Origin of the sequence: Streptomyces griseofuscus, assembly GCF_014673495.1 — a bacterium.
Classification (GTDB): domain Bacteria; phylum Actinomycetota; class Actinomycetes; order Streptomycetales; family Streptomycetaceae; genus Streptomyces; species Streptomyces murinus.
This window is the reverse complement of sequence record NZ_CP051006.1, coordinates 4,458,658-4,475,112: the sequence shown is the minus strand read 5'-3', so window position 1 is coordinate 4,475,112 and position 16,455 is coordinate 4,458,658. Positions and strand designations below refer to the sequence as shown.

Here is a 16,455-nt window from a genome sequence, read left to right as displayed (position 1 = left end):
GACACCCTTCGCGCACCTCCCTGCATATTCACATCCGCAACGCCATGCCTTTGCCAAGGTTTTACATGAGCAACTCCCTACTTATTTGCCTGTAGCAACCAATGGCCCTTATGGTTGCCCTAAGCAACGAATACGGGAGGTGTGATGGCCGAGCATGCGCAGTTTGACGAGCTTGCGCGTCAGCTCAGCGCCGTCGGCGCCGTGAAACGGGACCTCGTACGGGTACTGCCCCCCGAGTGTCCCGGGGGCTCGGCCGCCGTGCTGACGCTGCTCGGCCGGCATGGCGACATGCGCATGAGCAAGCTCGCGGAGCTGCTGGCCGTCGATCTGTCGGTGACCAGTCGGCACGTCGCGCATGTCGCCGCACGCGGCTGGATCGAACGGCACCCGGACCCGGCGGACAAGCGCTCGCGCATCCTGCGCCTGACGCCCGCGGGCGAGGCACAGCTGGACGACCTGTCCCGGCGGACCTCTCAGCTGCTCGCCGAGCGGCTCGATGACTGGACCGACGACGAGGTCGGCCAGCTCATCCGGCTGATGACCCGCCTGCGCTCGTCGTTCGGCGACTGCCGGTCCCCCGCGGCCCGGCCACCCACCCCCGTAGTCGAAGAGACCACCCGTACACCCGCAAGCACGTAAGAAAAGGAAGCCCATGGCAACGACCACACCAGCCGGTGTGCGGGCTCACGCCAAGCACGGGGGAGGCTCCTCGGCGGGCGACGCCCCGATGACCCACCGCCAGATCATGGAGGCGCTCTCCGGCCTGCTGCTGGGCCTGTTCGCCGCCATCCTGTCCTCCACGATCGTCACCAACGCACTGCCGACGATCATCAAGGACCTCGGCGGCGGCCAGTCCGCGTACACCTGGGTCGTCACCGCGGCCCTGCTGGCGATGACCGCCTCCGTGCCCCTGTGGGGCAAGCTGTCCGACCTGATGAGCAAGAAGGCGCTCGTCCAGATATCCCTGGTCATCTACGTGGCCGGCTCGATCATCGCCGGTCTCGCGCAGAACCCGGCGATGCTGATCACCGCCCGGGTGATCCAGGGCCTCGGCGCCGGCGGTCTGTCCGCCCTGGTGCAGGTCATCCTGGCCGCGATGATCGCCCCGCGTGAGCGCGGCCGGTACTCCGGCTACACCGGCGCCACCTTCGCCGTCGCCACCGTCGGCGGTCCGCTGCTCGGCGGTGTCATCACCGACACCAGCTGGCTCGGCTGGCGCTACTGCCTGTTCGTCGGCATCCCCTTCGCGCTGATCGCGCTGGTCGTCCTCCAGAAGACCCTGCACCTGCCGCTCACCAAGCGCGAGGTCAAGGTCGACTGGCTCGGCGCCTTCTTCATCACCGCGGCCGCCTCGCTGCTGCTGATCTGGGTGACCTTCGCCAACGACAAGTACGACTGGCTGTCCTGGCAGACGTACGTGATGGTGGGCGGCACGATCCTGCTCGCGCTGGCCTTCGTCTTCACCGAGACCAAGGCGGCGGAGCCGATCATCCCGCTGCGCCTGTTCCGCAACCGCACGATCTCGCTGGCCTCGGTGGCCTCGCTGTTCGTCGGCGTCGGCATGTACTCGGGCACCGTCTTCTTCTCGCAGTACTTCCAGCTGGCGCGGGACAAGTCCCCGACCATGTCCGGTGTGATGACCATCCCGATGATCGGTGGTCTGTTCCTCTCCTCCATGGTCTCCGGGCGGATCATCTCCAACACCGGACGCTGGAAGAACTGGCTGGTCGCCGGCGGTCTGTTCCTCACCGCGGGGCTGTCCCTGCTCAGCCTGATGCGCTACGACACCCCCTACTGGCAGCTGTCCATCTACATGGCGCTCCTGGGTATCGGCGTCGGCATGATGATGCAGAACCTGGTGCTCTCCACGCAGAACCAGGTCGCCCCGAAGGACCTGGGCGCCGCCTCCTCCACGGTGAGCTTCTTCCGCTCCCTCGGTGGTGCGGTCGGCGTCGGCGTGCTCGGCTCGGTCATGTCGGACCGGATCAGCCACTACGCCGCCAACAGCATCGGCGAACTCAGCCCGAAGGCCCGGATGGCCGCGGCCCAGGCCGTCGGCGGCGGCGAGCTGCCCGACATGAACAGCCTGCCCCTGCCGATCCGTCATTGGCTGGAAAGCGCCTACGGGCACGGCATCGCCGACGTCTTCCTCTACGCGGCGCCCTGCGCCCTGGTCGCCTTCGTCGTGGTGATGTTCATCAAGGAGGTCCCGCTGCGGACGACCGGCGCGCTGACCCAGGCCGCGCAGGAGAAGGCCGGGATCGTGGAGAACACGCTGGAGAGCACTGTGGAGAACACCATGCGGAACGTGCCGGACGAGCCCGTCCAGGAGAAGGTGCCCAGCCTGACCGCGCCCGCCCCGGTGGTGGGTGCCACCGAAGCGCTGGCCACCGCGACCGCGAGCGCGGCCCCGATGACGGCCGTGGCGACCATCGCCGAACCCGGTTCGGGCGGCGACGGCACCCCGGTGCACGGCTTCGTCCGCGGCGCCGAGAGCGCCCCGGTCCCGGGGGCCGCGGTCACCCTGATCTCGCTGGCCGGCCGCCAGCTGGGCCGCTCCGTCGCCCAGGCCGACGGCTCCTACGCGCTGGCCGCCCCCGGCACCGGCAGCTACGTCCTGATCGCCTCCGCCGACGGCTACCAGCCGCAGGCCTCCACCGTCGTGGTGGGCGAGGAAGCGCTGTCGTACGACCTTCTGCTCAGCGGCACCAGCGGGCTGACCGGTGTGGTGCGGGCGAGCGGGAGCGCGCTGCCGGTCAAGGACGCCATGGTGATCGTCACCGATGTGCGCGGTGACCTGCTGGCCACCGCCGCCACCGGGGAGCAGGGCGAGTTCGCCTTCACCGACCTGGTGCCCGGACCGGTGACGGTCGCCGTCAACGCGGGCGGTTTCCGGCCGCGCGCCCTGCCCGTCGAGGTGGCCGCCACCGGTATCACCCGGGTCGGCGTCGACCTGGACGCCGGTGCCCGCCTCCAGGGTGTCGTCAAGGCCCCGCACGGACCGCTGGCCGACGCCCGGGTGACCCTGGTCGACCAGGCCGGAAACGTGGTCGGCAGCGCCACCACGGGTACGGACGGCGCGTACGCCTTCACCGACCTGGACAGCGGTGAGTACACCGTCATCGCGACCGGCTACCCGCCGGTGGCGACCGCGCTGACCGTCACCGGCACCGGTGCCGACGGTCACGACATCGAACTCGCCCACCCCGGCGAGTAGTTCCACCCGGCCCGTGGCAGGGCACGCTCCGAGCGGAGCTGCCCGGCGCCACGGGCCGGCTTCTTATGACCGATTTGCATGGCCTCGCAGGGAGAAAACGGGATGGGACTGACCGCGAAGATCCGTACGCGGGACGGGTGGGCCGTGTCGCACGCGGTCGTCACGGTGACCGACATGACCGGTACGCAGGTGTTGCGGGCCGAGGCGGACGCCGAGGGAGCCGTACGGGACACCACCGAGCTGGCCCCGGGGGCGTACACCGTGATCGTGACCGCCGTCGGATACGCGCCTGCCGCGTCCAGCGCGATCGTCACCGCGAGCGGCCGCGCCGAGATCGGCGCCGTGACCCTGGCCCGGCAGGGCGGCACCGAGCTGCCCCCGCCCGGCCCCTGGACCATCGACCCGGCGCATTCCTCGGTCGCCGCGGTCGCCCAGCACCTGGGGATCTCCAGCGTGCACGGCCGGTTCACGGAGTTCGGCGGCACCATCGAGATCGCGCCGGACGACATCGCCAAGTCCCGGGTGGAGGCGGTGATCAAGGCCGGGTCCATCGACACCGGCAACGGGATGCGCGACACGCATCTGCGCTCCGGTGACTTCCTCGACATCGAGAACCACCCGGAGATCACCTACCGCTCCACCGGGCTGACCCAGGCCGGTTCGGACCGCTGGACCGTGCACGGCGAGCTGGCGCTGCACGGCGTGGTGCGCGAGGTGGCCCTGGACCTCGCCTACCTCGGCACCGGCGCCGACCCGTGGGGCGGCACCCGCGCCGCCTTCCGGGCCACGGCGGAGCTGCACCGCGAGGACTTCGCGATGAACTACAACCAGGTCCTCCAGGCCGGTATCGCCGCGATCGGCACCACGCTGAAGGTCCAGCTGGACATCCAGGCGGTGCAGGGGGACAGCCTGCCGACCGGCTGATCCACGGCACGGAAGAGCCCGCCGACCGGATGCCGGTCGGCGGGCTCTTCCCGTGCGCCGCGCTAGTTGTCCGTCGCGCCCACGATGCGCCGGGCCAGGTCGCGGAGCTTGACGTTCTCCCGCTGGGAGGCGCGCACCAGGCTCTCGAAGGCGGCCTGGGCGTCGATGTCCAGGCGTTCCATCAGGATCCCGGTGGCCTGTCCGATCAGGTCCCGGGTGTGCATGGCCGCGGTCAACTGCTCGCGTACCATCACGGAGTTCAGGGCGAGGCTCACATGCGCGGTGAACAGCCGGCCGAGCCGGGCCGCCGACTCGTCGAAGGCGCCGGGCTCCCGGGAGTAGGCGGTGAGCACCGTCAGCCGGCGCCGGTCGGCGCGCAGCCGCATCGACAGCACCGAGCGCAGCTCCTGCGGTTCGCCGTCCGCGCCGCCGCTGTCCGCCACCCGCACCACCGGCGCGTCCCACAGGCGTTCCCAGTGCGGCAGGTCGGGGGTGCCGGCCGCGCGCACGATGTCATGGCTCCAGGCGACCGTGCGCCGGCTCTCCCCCCGCTCGATCTCGCAGACCCCGGCGTGTTCGGCGCCGGGCAGCAGATGCACCGCGAGCCGGACCGCGGTGTCGAGGGTGGCGCTGGGAGAGGCGCTCTCGTGCAGCTCCTGGGCGGCCGCCGTCAGGGCCTCGGCCAGATCGAGGGCGCCGGGGGAACGGGTCGCCTCGACGACGTCGTACGCGGAAAAGTCGTACGAGGGGGAGTCGGGCACGGAAAAGTCGGACGCAGCCACCACGAACCTCTCGGATGACATGACCGTACGGCCATGCGCAGGAGAGCTCCGCAGCACATTCCCGACTGCGAGCACAGGACAGAAGAACTTTAGCTGCTCCATTGCGGTGAAGTGACCTTCGTCCGGTGCCGCTCGCGGCGGCCGGGAGCGTTCTAGGCTGCGGCCATGGCACCCAACATCGCGACGAACACCCGTGTCTCCCTGGACGAGCTGCTGCACTTCGTACGACCCCGCCACCGGGCGCTCCTGATCACCCGCCGTGCCGACGGCTCCCCGCAGGCCTCCCCGCTGACCTGCGGGGTGGACGATTCGGGCCGGATCGTGGTCTCGACCTACCCGGAGCGGGCCAAGACCCGCAACGCCAAGCGGGACCCGCGGGTGAGCCTGCTCGTGCTCAGCGACGACTGGAACGGCCCCTGGGTGCAGATCGACGGCACCGCCGAGGTCGTCGACACCCCGGAGTCGGTGGAGCCGCTGGTCGAGTACTACCGGAACATCGCCGGTGAGCACCCCGACTGGGACGAGTACCGGGCGGCCATGCGCAAGCAGGGCAAGTCGATCATCCGGGTGACGCCCGAGCGCTGGGGGCCGGTGGCGACCGGGGGGTTCCCGGCGCGGCTGGTCGGCGGTGAGTGACCGACCGGCAGGGGCTCCGGCCCCTGCCGGGCAGGAGAGGGCTCAGCCCCGTTCGACCATCGCCTCGATGCCCGCGATCAGCAGGTCCAGGGCGAAGGTGAAGTCACGGCCCATCAGCTCGGCGACCGTGCCCCGGCCGCGGGCCTCCATGATCTGCCGGGACTCCTGGACGAAGTCCGCGGTGTGCGGGTCCTCCCGTACGGAGTTCCTGGCCTGCTGGTAGTAGTCGTCCGGGGTCAGCCCGGAGTCCGCGATCCGGCCCATGAACTGGGCCTCCTTCGTGCCGAAGCCGTACACGAACTGGAAGACGGCCGAGATCGCGCCCATCACCCGGTGCGCGGGCAGCCCGGAGCGGCCGAGGGTGCGCTGCACGCTGCGGGAGAAGTCCAGCGAGTGGGGCCCGATGTTCAGGTACTGGCCGGCCAGCCGGGACAGCCAGGGATGGCGCACCAGCAGGCTCCGGTACTCGGCGGCCAGTGCCCGCAGCCGCTCCCGCCAGTCGGCCGCGTCGTCCTCGGCGGGCAGGCGCAGTTCGCCGTAGGCCGCGTCCAGGGCGAGTTCGAGCAGGTCGTCCTTGGTGTCGACGTACCAGTACAGGGACATCGCGCTGACGTTCAGCTCGCCGGCGAGGCGGCGCATGGAGAACTTCGCGAGGCCCTCGGCGTCCAGGAGGCGCACGGACGCGGCGGTGATCCGCTCCCGGTCGAGGCCGGAGGGCTGTCCACCGCGGCCGCCGCGCGGGGGCTTCTCCTGGAGCCACACACTGTCCCGCGCCGTCCGCCCCGCCGTCTTCGCCACCGGCGCACCTTCCTCTGTTTCCGGCCAGTCGGAGCCCATCGAGGTCACTGCCCGGGAGGCCAGGGGTCGGCCGGCGCGGGGGCACGGGCCCGCATCCCTGAGCCGTTACCCATATCCCCCGGCTCTTAGGCGCGGCCCGCTCCGCCGTTTCCTCTCAGTTTCCTCTGTGCTGGGTGAGGTCGTAGAAGGTGGCCGAGCCCACGGTCACCTTCTTGAAGTTGCTCCGGACCCAGGAGCCGATCTGCGACCCGGTGCCGCTGTCGCCACCGCGCCCGGCGCCCTCTCCGCCCTGGCCCCTGCCGCCGCCCATGCCGCCGCCGTCGATGAAGTAGTGGATCCGGCCGTCGGCCACATACTTCTTGAACTGGGCGAGCGTCGGGGACGGATCGGTGCCGTTGAAGCCGCCGATCGCCATCACCGGGTCCCCGGTGGCGAGTTGGTAGCTGGCCGCGTTCTGCGAGCCGATGGACGCGGCGACCCAGGTGTACCGGGACGCGTCCTTCTCCAGCAGCGCCTTGGCCGCCGAGCCGACGTTCGCGCCGTTCAGCAGGCCGCCCATGCCGCCGGCCCCGCCCTCGCGGGCGCCTCCTGGGAAACCTCCGGCGAAGTCGCCGCCGAGGCCCGGGAATCCGTTCCCGTTCCGCCCACCCGGCATGCCCTGACCACCTCCGGGCATGCCCTGCCGGCCTTGCTGGTTCTGCTGTCCTTGCTGCCCCTGCTGGCCCGGCATGCCGCCGCCGAAGCCGCCCCGGGCGCCGCCGATCCGGCCGCCGCCCGGTCCCCGGCCGCCGCCGAAGCCCATCATGCTCGCGCCCGCCGGGCCCGCCGTCGGGATGGAACCCTCGTGCGCGGAGTCCACCGTGCTCAGGGTGTACGCGGTCGGCCCGGCCAGCGCGGCGACCAGGGCGAGGGCCGCCGCTCCGAGGGCGAGGGGCCGGGTGAGGCGCCCGGCGAAGATCAGGCCGAGGGCCGCCACCAGGCCGCCGATCAGAACCAGCCACTTCAGCCAGGGCAGATAGGCCGGGGTGCGGTGCAGCAGCGCATAGCCCCAGGCCGCGGCCGCCACCACGGAGGCGGCGAGCGCGAGCGCCGCCCACACCTGCCCGCGCCGCTCCCACAGCAGCCCGGCACCCATGCCGATGACGGCGGCCAGACAGGGGGCGAGGGCCACGGTGTAGTACTGGTGGAAGATGCCCGCCATGTAGCTGAACACCACCATGGTGGTCACCAGGGAGCCGCCCCAGACCAGGAGCGCGCCGCGGGTGACCGAGGTACGCCGGTACCGCCGGGTCGCCACCAGCCCCGCGACCAGCAGGATCAGCGCGGCGGGCAGCAGCCAGGAGATCTGGCCGCCGATCTCGGAGTCGAACATCCGGTTCCAGCCGGTCTCCCCCCACATCCCGCCGCCCGCGCCACCGCCGGGGCCGCCGCCCCCGCCGACGCTGCCGGTCTCCTCGCCGCTCAGCCGGCCGAACCCGTTGTAGCCGAAGGTCAGTTCAAGGAAGCTGTTGTGCTGCGAGCCGCCGATGTACGGGCGGGAGGCGGCCGGCCACAGCTCGACGATCGCCACCCACCAGCCCCCGGCCACCACCAACGCGAGGGTGGCGGCGGCCAGTTGGCCGAGGCGCTTCTTCAGCGGGACCGGCGCGCACACCGCGTACACCACGGCGAGCGGCGGCAGGATCAGGAACGCCTGGAGCGTCTTGGCGAGGAACGCGAGACCGATCGCGGCCCCGGCCCACACCAGCCACCTGGTCCGGCCGTCCTCCAGCGCCCGTACGACGAGGTAGCAGGCCAGCGACATCAGCAGGGCCAGCATGGCGTCCGGGTTGTTGAACCGGAACATCAGCGCCGCGACCGGGGTGAGCGCGAGCACCGCGCCCGCGAGCAGACCGGCCGCGGGGCCGCTGCGGCGGCGCACCGCGGCGTACACGACGGCCACGGTCGCCACGCCCATCAGCACCTCGGGCGCGAGGATCGCCCAGGAGTTCAGGCCGAAGATCCGCACCGACAGCTCCATCGGCCACAGTGAGGCCGGGGGCTTGTCGACGGTGATGGCGTTGCCCGCGTCCAGCGAGCCGAAGAACAGCGCCTTCCAGGATGTGCTGCCCGCCTGGACGGCCGCCGAGTAGAAGGAGTTGGCGTAGCCGGAGGCGCTCAGGTCGTACAGGTACAGCAGCAGGGTCGCGGCGAGCAGGCCGAGGAGGGCGGGGCGCGCCCAGCGGGGGTCCTCGGGGCGGCCGCGCCACAGGCGGTGCGGGAGGGAGGACGGCCGGGACGCGGCTTCCGGTGCGGCCGCCGGGGGCGGTGACCCGGGCGGGCCCCAGCCGGTCGTGCCGGCCGGCCCCTCGTTCGCGTCGAGCGGACGGTCGTAGGAGGTGCTCATCGGGACCCTTCGGGGGTGTCGGTGTCGTACGGCTGCCGCTGGTCCGGGAACACCCAGGCGCGGAAGAGCAGGAACCGCAGTACGGTCGCGGCGAGGTTGGCGGTGACGAGGACCGCCAGTTCGGTGGAGTGCGCGGGACGGCCGCCTGCCGCGTCGAGGGCGGCCAGGGAACCGCTGGTCAGGGCGAGTCCGATGGCGAAGACCACCAGGCCCTGCGCCTGATGGCGGACCGCACCGCCCCGGCCGCGCACCCCGAAGGTGAGCCGGCGGTTGGCGGCCGTGTTGGCGACGGCCGAGACCAGCAGCGCGAGGCCGTTGGCGGGCTGCGGCCCGCAGAACTCCCGGAAGCCGCTGTAGAGCAGCAGATAGCAGAGGGTCGACAGGACGCCGACCACGCAGAAGCCGATCAGCTGGCGGGCCAGGCCCTTGGGCACTCCGGTCAGCTCGCGGTCGCGCGGGTCGTCGCCGAACGGCCGGGCGAGCAGGTCCAGCGGCAGCGAACCGGTGGCGAGCGCCCGGCCGATCCGCCAGACGCCCAAGAGGTCGTCGGTCGCGGTGCGCACGATGTGCACGGTGGAGTCGGGGTCGTCCACCCAGTCGACCGGCACCTCGTGGATCCGCAGCCCGGCCCGCTCGGCGAGCACCAGCATCTCGGTGTCGAAGAACCAGCCGGTGTCCTCCACCAGCGGCAGCAGCACCCGCGCCACATCGCCTCTGATCGCCTTGAACCCGCACTGCGCGTCCGAGAAGCGGGCCTGGAGCGAGCCGCGCAGGATCAGGTTGTACGCCCGGCTGATCAGCTCGCGCCTGGGGCCGCGCACCACCCGGGAGGAGCGGGCCAGCCGGGAGCCGATCGCGAGGTCCGAGTGACCGGAGATCAGCGGTGCGACCAGCGGCAGCAGGGCGTTGAGGTCGGTGGACAGATCGACGTCCATATAGGCGAGGACCGGCGCCTGGGACGCGGACCACACGGTGGCGAGCGCCCGGCCGCGGCCCTTCTGCTCCAGCCGTACGACCCCCACCCCGGGCAGCTCGGCCGCCAGCCGCGCCGCGAGAATTGGGGTGCTGTCGGTGGAGGCGTTGTCCGCGATCGTGATGCGGAAGGCGTACGGGAAGGTGCGCGTCAGATGCTCGTGCAGCCGGCGGACGCACGGCTGGAGGTCCTGTTCCTCGTTGTAGACGGGGATCACCACGTCCAGGACGGCCTTGCCGGCGGCCGAGACCGGCAGGTGCTCCCGGGCCGGCAGGGTGCCGGGGGGCGAGTCGGGAGAAGAGTCGGTTCGCATGGAACCGACTCTTGTCAGATGCCCTGTCGCATCGATGTGGTGGCGCTGTGGTACGGCTGTGAGTCCGAAGTGGCTTGCACAACAGGGGAGTTGACGCCATCGCAGCCGTCGGTGCCGGGGCCGGACCGGGTGCCGAGCGCGGGCAGGCGCAGGGTGAACACGGTCCGCCCGGGGGCGCTCCGCACGCTCACCGCGCCGTCGTGCGCCGCCGCGACGGCCTGCACGATGGCGAGCCCGAGCCCGGTGGAGCCGGTGGCCCGGGTCCGCGCCGAGTCCCCGCGCGCGAAGCGCTCGAAGACATGCGGCAGCAGCTCGGCCGGGATCCCCGGCCCGTCGTCCTCGACGTCCACGCAGACCCAGGGCCCCTGCCGGCGCACCCGCGCGGTGACGGTCGTACCGGGCGGGGTGTGGCGCTGGGCGTTGGCCAGCAGGTTGACCAGGACCTGCTGGAGCCGGGCGGGGTCGGCGCGGACCGGCTCGGGTTCGTCCGGCAGCGCGAGCCGCCACTCGTGGTCCCGGCCGGCCGCGCGGGCGTCGCTGACGGTGTCCACGACGAGCGGCACCAGATCGGTCCGCCCGAACTCCAGGGGCCGGCCGGCGTCCAGGCGGGCGAGCAGCAGCAGGTCCTCCACCAGCAGGGTCATCCGCCCGGCCTCGGACTCGATCCGCCCGAGGGCGTGCCGGGTGTCGGGTCCGACCCGCTCATGGCCGCGCCGGGTCAGTTCGGCGTAGCCGCGGATGGAGGAGAGGGGGGTGCGCAGTTCATGGCTGGCGTCGGCGACGAACTGCCGTACCCGTGTCTCGCTCCGCTGCCGGGCCTGAAGGGCGCCGTGCACATGGTCGAGCATCCGGTTCAGCGCGGCACCGACCTGTCCGACCTCGGTGTGCGGATCGCACTCGGCGTCCGGGACGCGCTCGCTGAGGTTCACCTCGCCGGTGTGCAGCGGCAGTTCGGAGACACGGGTGGCGGTGGCGGCGACCCTGCGCAGCGGGCGCGTGGCCACGCCGACGATGACGGTCCCGGCGAGACAGGCCGCGAGCAGCCCGGCCGCGGTGACACAGACCTCGACGAGGATCAGGGTGTTGATGATGCCGTCGGTGTCGTCGGTCGGAATGGCCACATAGAAGGAGCCGTTGGGACCGGTGGTGTACTCGGCGCGGTAGCTGCCGAGGCCGGGCAGGTCGAGGGTGTGCGCGCGGAGGTCCGCGGGCACCTCGCCGAGGGCCGCTAGTTGGGCCGCGTCGAGATCGTGGGCGCTCATGTACGGCGCCGACCTCGACTTACGGCCGACCTTGCCCTCGGTCGCGGTGCCGTCGCTCACCACGGCCACGACCGTGTACTGCGGCTGCGGGCCCAGGGCGACGAACTGGCCCAGCTCGGTGCCCGTGGGCGCCCGCCCGCCGCCGGGTCCGCCGGGCCCCTTGTCCTGCCCCGGCGGGGCGAAGGCACCGGAGGCCCGCTTGCCGACCTCGTCCAGCCGGCCGTCCAGCTGGGCGTACAGATGCGAGCGCAGGGCCAGGGTCGTCACGGTGCCGATCACCGCGCAGACGACGGCGATCAGGACGACGGAGGCGACGACGAGGCGGGTGCGCAGGGTGCGGGGGGAGCGGGGGCGGGGGCTCCGGGAGGGACGGGACGGCCGCTCGGTGGGCCGCCGTACTCGTGTGGACCGTCGTACCGGGCTCGACCGGGGTGCGGGTCGGGGCCCGGGCGGTGCGCCCATCACACGGCGGGCTTGATCAGGTAACCGGCGCCGCGCCGGGTGTGGATCATCGGCTCGCGTCCGGCGTCCAGCTTCCGGCGCAGATACGAGATGTACAGCTCGACCACATTGGCCTGGCCGCCGAAGTCGTACGACCAGACGCGGTCCAGGATCTGCGCCTTGCTGAGCACGCGCCGCGGGTTGCGCATGAGGAAGCGCAGCAGCTCGAACTCGGTGGCGGTCAGGTGGATGGAGTCACCGCCCCGGGTCACCTCGTGGCTGTCCTCGTCCAGAGTGAGGTCCCCGACGACGAGCACGGACTCGGAACGCCGGTCGGTCGCCCCGGACCTGCGGATCAGTCCGCGCAGCCGGGCGACGACCTCCTCCAGGCTGAACGGCTTGGTCACATAGTCGTCGCCGCCCGCGGTGAGCCCGGCGATCCGGTCCTCCACCGCGTCCTTGGCGGTGAGGAACAGCACGGGCACGTCCGGCAGTTCACGGCGCAGCCGGCCGAGGACGGCCAGTCCGTCCATGTCCGGCAGCATCATGTCGAGGACGACGGCGTCGGGGCGGAACTCGCGGGCCGTCTGGAGGGCTCCCTGACCGTCCGTCGCGCTTCTGATCTGCCAGCCCTCGTAGCGAAGGGCCATGCTCAGCAGTTCGGTGATCGACGTCTCGTCGTCGACCACCAGCACGCGGACGGGGCTCCCGTCCGGCCTCAGCAGTTCGGTGCGCCCCTGGGGCGAGGTCGTGGTCATGGCGGCCACACTGGCGGGGCCCTCTGAGAGGAGTGTTTCACCAGTCTTGGTTTTTCCTGAGAAACACACAGCCACCACTCAGACAACGCCTGGGCGGCCCCTCAGAACAGCCCATCCTGCTCCTGGTGGAACTCGCGTACGGGCAGGGCGAGTTCATCGTCGTCCCGCAGCGAGGGCACAAGTCCCCACCCCCGTATCAGCCGGGTGTCGAGCACGACGACCCCGCGGCCGCGCACCGCCAGATGAAGATCGGGCCCGGCGGCCGCGACCAGTTCCCCGCCGATGGCACCACCGGGGACGAGCTCGGTCACCTCGCCGAAGGCGGCGGGTACGCCTTCGAGCCCGAAGGCCCGCACGTGGTCGACGACCTCGCAGGGCTCGGCCCGCAGCGACTCCGGCCACCGGTCGAGCGCGACGGCCCTCCGGTGCAGCGCGCGCACCTCGGCCGCCCGCTCCTCCGCCGTCCCCGGCAGCCTCGCCCGCACCGCGCGCTTCTCGGCGTACGCGATCCGGTCCGGCACGCCCAGCGCGGTCCGCAGCATCTCCTCGGTACGGCGCGCCGCCATCAGGGGCCCGGTCCCGAGCCAGCTGAAACAGATGGCGCCCTGCTCCAGCAATCGCGCCGGCCCCCGCTCGACGGCCGTGATGCCGACCTTGACCAGGCCGGGTCCGAACCAGGCGAGATACACCCGGTACGGCCGGGGGTCGTCGGCGATCGTGTCGGCGGCCACGGAGTGCGCCCGGTCGAGCCGCGCGCACTCCTCGCACCGGGCGCCGGTGCCGCGCCCCGATACGGCCGCCCGCACCGGACACGTGTGCCCCCGCGCCCCCACACAGACACGCCCGCTTCCTTCCGGCACGGCGAACCCGACCCGCTTCCCCCACGCCAGCGCGCTGCCCCGCCCGCCCTCCCAAGCGAGCACGAGCCCGTCGCCGGACCAGCGAAGCCCGGAGCATCTCCACATCTGTGCCATCACTCGTGAGGGTAGGGGGTGGGTCTGACAATGCCTGGGGGCGGCGGGGACGGGTCGGTCGGCGAGGAGATCGAGGGAGCCGGCGCCCCGTCCGCGCGGATGTCGCGCTCCCCAGCCGGACGATCGCCTCGGACCCGGGCGCCGGAAAATGCGCAGCGGTGCCGTCGGAGTGCGGGATAGCCTCCCCTGACATCTCTCCGGTGTCGGTTCCGCGAGCGTGGGGGGTACCAGCGTTGTCAGGCCGTTCCGCCGCCCGGCCGGCCGGGCTCGTCGGGACTCTTCTCGCCCTGGCCGCCTCCGAGTTCGGGGACAAGCTGGTGCAGGTGGCGTACGCGCTGATCGCGGTGCGCGCGGGTTCGACGACCTTCCTCGCCTCCGTACTGGCCGCCCAGACGATCCCGGTCCTGGCGCTGACGCCGCTCGTCAGCTCCCGGGGCTGGATCCGCTCGCGGACGGCGTGGCGGGCCGGGCTGATCGGTCAGGTGGCGGCGTTCGCCGTCGCGGGCGCGGTGGCGGACCACCGGATCGCCGTCCTCGCCTGCATTCTCGTCGCCGCGTCCTGCGAGGCCCTGACGATGCCGTTCTCCCGCTCGCTCCTGCACGCCCTCAGCGACGGTCGGCAGGCCGAACTGGCCAAGTGGTGGAGCGTCTCGAAGGCGGGGGCCGGCGCCGCGGGCATGGTGCTGGCCGGTGTGGTGGTGGCCGTGTCCGGCGCGGCGTCGGCCTTCGCCCTGAACGCCCTCACCTTCCTGCTGGTGCTGGCCGTGGCCTGGTCGCCGCGGATCCCGCAGGACGGTACGGCGGGCAGCCGTGGCGCCACCGCGGGGTTCGGCCGCCTGCTGGCCCCCGGCGCGTTCGGCGCCCTCGGCCTCCTCTGCGTGACCGTCATGCTGATCACCACCAGCCTGGAGGGCGTGTCGGGCCCCTTCATGCTGGCCCGGACACCGGGTTACGACGCGCACGGGCTCGGTGTGGTGATGGCCTGCTGGGCCGTGGCCTCCATGGTCGCGGCGGCGGTGACGCCACGCCGTCTCACCGGCATTCGCGCTCTCCTCCCCCTGTCCGACCTGCTGGTGGCCCTCGCGATCGGTCTCCCGAGCCTCGGCCTCCCCTTCTGGTCCGCCGCCGTCACCTTCGCCCTGGGGGGCATCGGGAACGGCGTCTTCAACCTCCTCCTCACCCGCGTCATCTGGTCGGGCGTCCCGGCCGCGGGCCAGCCCCACGCCTGGGCCGCGTTCAACTGGATCCTGAACGCCACCCTGCTCCTGAGCTTCGCGGTGGGCCTCTCCCTCCACCCCCGGCACACCCCTGCCCTGCTGGCGACGGCCTCGGCCCTCTGCCTACTCGCGGGTGGCGCCTATCTCCTCTTCCTGGCCCGGGCCCCCAAGGCGGCCCGCGTCATCGCCTGAGCCTGCCGGGCCGGGCCGGTGCGGGTCCTCACCCCTCGCGGCCCACCGCCCAGGAATCTGGGGCTGTACGGGGGAAAAGAAGGGCCCCGCAGCGCGCCTAGTAATCGTTCGACGCCTTGCGTTCGCCATCCTTGCCACTAAAGCACGGGATTCGGCACCAGAGACGACGGAAGGTCAGTCGATTGAAGCTCGCCAAGCGATTTACCGCGATCAGCGTCGCCGTCACGGCGGCAATTCTCTTCAGCGCCGGCGGCGCCCAGGCTCAAAGCGGCGGGGGCTTGCTGTCGCTCCTGGGCGACATTCCGCTGCTGCGTATGCCCTTCTCGATGGGGACGGCCGGACCGGGTGACAGCTCCACCGGAACTCAGACCAACAACAACAATAACAACAACACGGGCGGTCCGAACAACAACAACAATAACAATGGAGGCGGCACGAATAACAACAACAATAACAACAACGGCGACAGCCAGGCTCAGGCTGACGGCGCGGGAATCCTCTCACTTCTGGGCAAGTCGCTCATCAACTTCCAGGTGTGCTATCCGAAGGGGCAGGTCGGCTCGGGCAACACCTTCACCGGTAACCAGAACATCAACTGCCACCAGAACTGAGGCACCGCCTCGGCACAGAACAGCCCGGGGACCGAGTGAGCCTTCACCGGTCCCCGGGCTGCGAAGTTCAGCCGTTGTTGTTGTTATTGTTGTTGTTCCCACCCCCACCGTTGTTGTTGTTATTGTTGTTGTTGTTTCCACCCCCGCCGTTATTGTTGTTGTTATTGTTGTTGTTTCCGCCTCCACCATTGTTGTTATTGTTGTTGTTGTTTCCACCCCCGCCATTGTTGTTGTTATTGTTGTTGTTGTTCGCTCCCCTCCCGTTGTTGTTGTTATTGTTGTTGTTGTTCGCTCCCCTCCCGTTGTTGTTGTTATTGTTGTTGTTGTTCGCTCCCCTCCCGTTGTTGTTGTTGTTATTGTTGTTGTTCGCTCCCCTCCCGTTGTTGTTGTTATTGTTGTTGTTGTTGTGGTGACGCCCGCCTCGGCCGTTGTTGTTGTTATTGTTGTTGTTGTTCCCGCCTCGGCCGTTGTTATTGTTATTGTTGTTGTTGTTCCCGCCTCCGTTGTCGTTCGGTGTCGTCACATGGGCGACGGTCGGCGTCGGAGCCGCGAAGGCGGAGGAGGGGACGAGAGCACCCCCTGCGGCCAGGGCCGCCGAGGCGGTCAGCACTGCCGTACGCTTTGCGATCTTCTTGAGCATGGTGATCCCTTTTCGTTGAGTGCGGCTCGGCCGAGTCGAAGCCCCGTTCGATCCGCAGGGGGCGATCCGTTCGGCCTGGCTCATCGATTGCGTCGCGGCGATCCGCCCGAGCCCGCCCCGAAATCGGCTGGCCGCGCAGACCGGAAACCCAGGAAGCCCAGGCGTGGAATGCTTTCCCAGCCTGCCTCCGCCACGGTCGGATGCGCATCGGGTGGGCACCCCAAGTTCCACCTCGGCACACCCCACGACCCGGTCCGTCACTCCCCGCGTCAACCCACCGTCCGGGCTGCCTTGATCGGTCTGGATCTTTTGCACGGTCCCGGTGGCGGAG

The 16,455-nt window shown here is 71.1% G+C and carries 14 protein-coding genes; 6 read left to right on the top strand and 8 right to left on the bottom strand.

Annotation, left to right across the window (positions count from 1 at the left end; genetic code table 11):
* Positions 1-144 precede the first annotated feature (144 nt).
* The 3 genes from HEP81_RS19880 (at position 145) to HEP81_RS19870 (ending at position 4,141) form a co-directional block, all read left to right on the top strand.
* A complete protein-coding gene (locus tag HEP81_RS19880; protein WP_037650628.1) occupies positions 145-639 on the top strand; it encodes a MarR family winged helix-turn-helix transcriptional regulator in 495 nt (164 codons plus the stop codon).
* An 88-nt stretch (positions 640-727) separates the two neighbouring features.
* Positions 728-3,217 (top strand): MFS transporter, encoded by a 2,490-nt coding sequence (locus HEP81_RS19875; RefSeq protein WP_037650835.1) that lies wholly within the window; start codon positions 728-730, stop codon positions 3,215-3,217.
* A 102-nt stretch (positions 3,218-3,319) separates the two neighbouring features.
* Positions 3,320-4,141: a YceI family protein gene (locus HEP81_RS19870; RefSeq protein ID WP_037650626.1), complete on the top strand. Its 822-nt coding sequence runs from the start codon at positions 3,320-3,322 to the stop codon at positions 4,139-4,141.
* A 62-nt stretch (positions 4,142-4,203) separates the two neighbouring features.
* On the opposite strand, the gene HEP81_RS19865 is transcribed toward HEP81_RS19870, so the two are convergent.
* Positions 4,204-4,944, bottom strand: coding sequence for a GAF and ANTAR domain-containing protein (locus HEP81_RS19865; protein WP_037650624.1), 741 nt, complete (start codon positions 4,942-4,944; stop codon positions 4,204-4,206).
* A 144-nt stretch (positions 4,945-5,088) separates the two neighbouring features.
* Here HEP81_RS19865 and HEP81_RS19860 point away from each other — a divergent pair, with 144 nt between their 5' ends.
* Positions 5,089-5,559 (top strand): PPOX class F420-dependent oxidoreductase, encoded by a 471-nt coding sequence (locus HEP81_RS19860; protein ID WP_037650622.1) that lies wholly within the window; start codon positions 5,089-5,091, stop codon positions 5,557-5,559.
* A 42-nt stretch (positions 5,560-5,601) separates the two neighbouring features.
* Here the strand turns inward: HEP81_RS19860 and HEP81_RS19855 are convergent, their stop codons facing one another.
* The 6 genes from HEP81_RS19855 to HEP81_RS19830 form a co-directional block, all read right to left on the bottom strand.
* Positions 5,602-6,357: a TetR/AcrR family transcriptional regulator gene (locus HEP81_RS19855; protein WP_243279492.1), complete on the bottom strand. Its 756-nt coding sequence runs from the start codon at positions 6,355-6,357 to the stop codon at positions 5,602-5,604.
* A gap of 154 nt (positions 6,358-6,511) precedes the next feature.
* A complete protein-coding gene (locus tag HEP81_RS19850) occupies positions 6,512-8,743 on the bottom strand; it encodes a glycosyltransferase family 39 protein (protein ID WP_078967106.1) in 2,232 nt (743 codons plus the stop codon).
* Positions 8,740-10,029 carry a bifunctional glycosyltransferase family 2/GtrA family protein gene (locus HEP81_RS19845; protein ID WP_078967105.1) on the bottom strand — a complete coding sequence of 430 codons (1,290 nt, stop codon included), beginning with the start codon at positions 10,027-10,029 and terminating at the stop codon, positions 8,740-8,742. The genes HEP81_RS19850 and HEP81_RS19845 overlap by 4 nt, the downstream gene beginning before the upstream one ends.
* Positions 10,030-10,043: 14 nt before the next feature.
* Complete coding sequence (locus HEP81_RS19840; RefSeq protein WP_078967104.1) at positions 10,044-11,753, bottom strand: sensor histidine kinase; 1,710 nt, start codon at positions 11,751-11,753, stop codon at positions 10,044-10,046.
* Positions 11,753-12,490 (bottom strand): response regulator transcription factor, encoded by a 738-nt coding sequence (locus HEP81_RS19835; RefSeq protein WP_037650620.1) that lies wholly within the window; start codon positions 12,488-12,490, stop codon positions 11,753-11,755. The genes HEP81_RS19840 and HEP81_RS19835 overlap by 1 nt, the downstream gene beginning before the upstream one ends.
* Before the next feature lie 101 nt (positions 12,491-12,591).
* Entirely contained in the window at positions 12,592-13,464 is an 873-nt protein-coding gene (locus HEP81_RS19830) for a DUF2797 domain-containing protein (protein ID WP_078967103.1), read from the bottom strand.
* A 233-nt stretch (positions 13,465-13,697) separates the two neighbouring features.
* Here HEP81_RS19830 and HEP81_RS19825 point away from each other — a divergent pair, with 233 nt between their 5' ends.
* Positions 13,698-14,873, top strand: a complete 1,176-nt coding sequence (locus HEP81_RS19825; protein ID WP_037650614.1) for an MFS transporter — start codon at positions 13,698-13,700, stop codon at positions 14,871-14,873.
* Between the two features lie 182 nt (positions 14,874-15,055).
* A complete protein-coding gene (locus HEP81_RS19820) occupies positions 15,056-15,484 on the top strand; it encodes a hypothetical protein (RefSeq protein ID WP_037650612.1) in 429 nt (142 codons plus the stop codon).
* Positions 15,485-15,551: 67 nt separating this feature from the next.
* Here HEP81_RS19820 and HEP81_RS19815 read toward each other — a convergent pair whose 3' ends face one another.
* On the bottom strand, positions 15,552-16,439 hold the full coding sequence (locus HEP81_RS19815; RefSeq protein ID WP_190276012.1) for a hypothetical protein: 888 nt from the start codon (positions 16,437-16,439) through the stop codon (positions 15,552-15,554).
* Between the last annotated feature and the right edge of the window lie 16 nt (positions 16,440-16,455).

Bases quoted from the DNA above. Each gene is read 5' to 3' on its own strand.
- HEP81_RS19845 (WP_078967105.1), bottom strand. From the start codon at position 10,029: ATGCGAACCGACTCTTCTCCCGACTCGCCCCCCGGCACCCTGCCGGCC.
- HEP81_RS19830 (WP_078967103.1), bottom strand. From the start codon at position 13,464: ATGGCACAGATGTGGAGATGCTCCGGGCTTCGCTGGTCCGGCGACGGG.
- HEP81_RS19860 (WP_037650622.1), top strand. From the start codon at position 5,089: ATGGCACCCAACATCGCGACGAACACCCGTGTCTCCCTGGACGAGCTG.
- HEP81_RS19865 (WP_037650624.1), bottom strand. From the start codon at position 4,944: ATGTCATCCGAGAGGTTCGTGGTGGCTGCGTCCGACTTTTCCGTGCCC.
- HEP81_RS19850 (WP_078967106.1), bottom strand. From the start codon at position 8,743: ATGAGCACCTCCTACGACCGTCCGCTCGACGCGAACGAGGGGCCGGCC.
- HEP81_RS19835 (WP_037650620.1), bottom strand. From the start codon at position 12,490: ATGACCACGACCTCGCCCCAGGGGCGCACCGAACTGCTGAGGCCGGAC.
- HEP81_RS19840 (WP_078967104.1), bottom strand. From the start codon at position 11,753: ATGGGCGCACCGCCCGGGCCCCGACCCGCACCCCGGTCGAGCCCGGTA.
- HEP81_RS19870 (WP_037650626.1), top strand. From the start codon at position 3,320: ATGGGACTGACCGCGAAGATCCGTACGCGGGACGGGTGGGCCGTGTCG.
- HEP81_RS19880 (WP_037650628.1), top strand. From the start codon at position 145: ATGGCCGAGCATGCGCAGTTTGACGAGCTTGCGCGTCAGCTCAGCGCC.
- HEP81_RS19875 (WP_037650835.1), top strand. From the start codon at position 728: ATGACCCACCGCCAGATCATGGAGGCGCTCTCCGGCCTGCTGCTGGGC.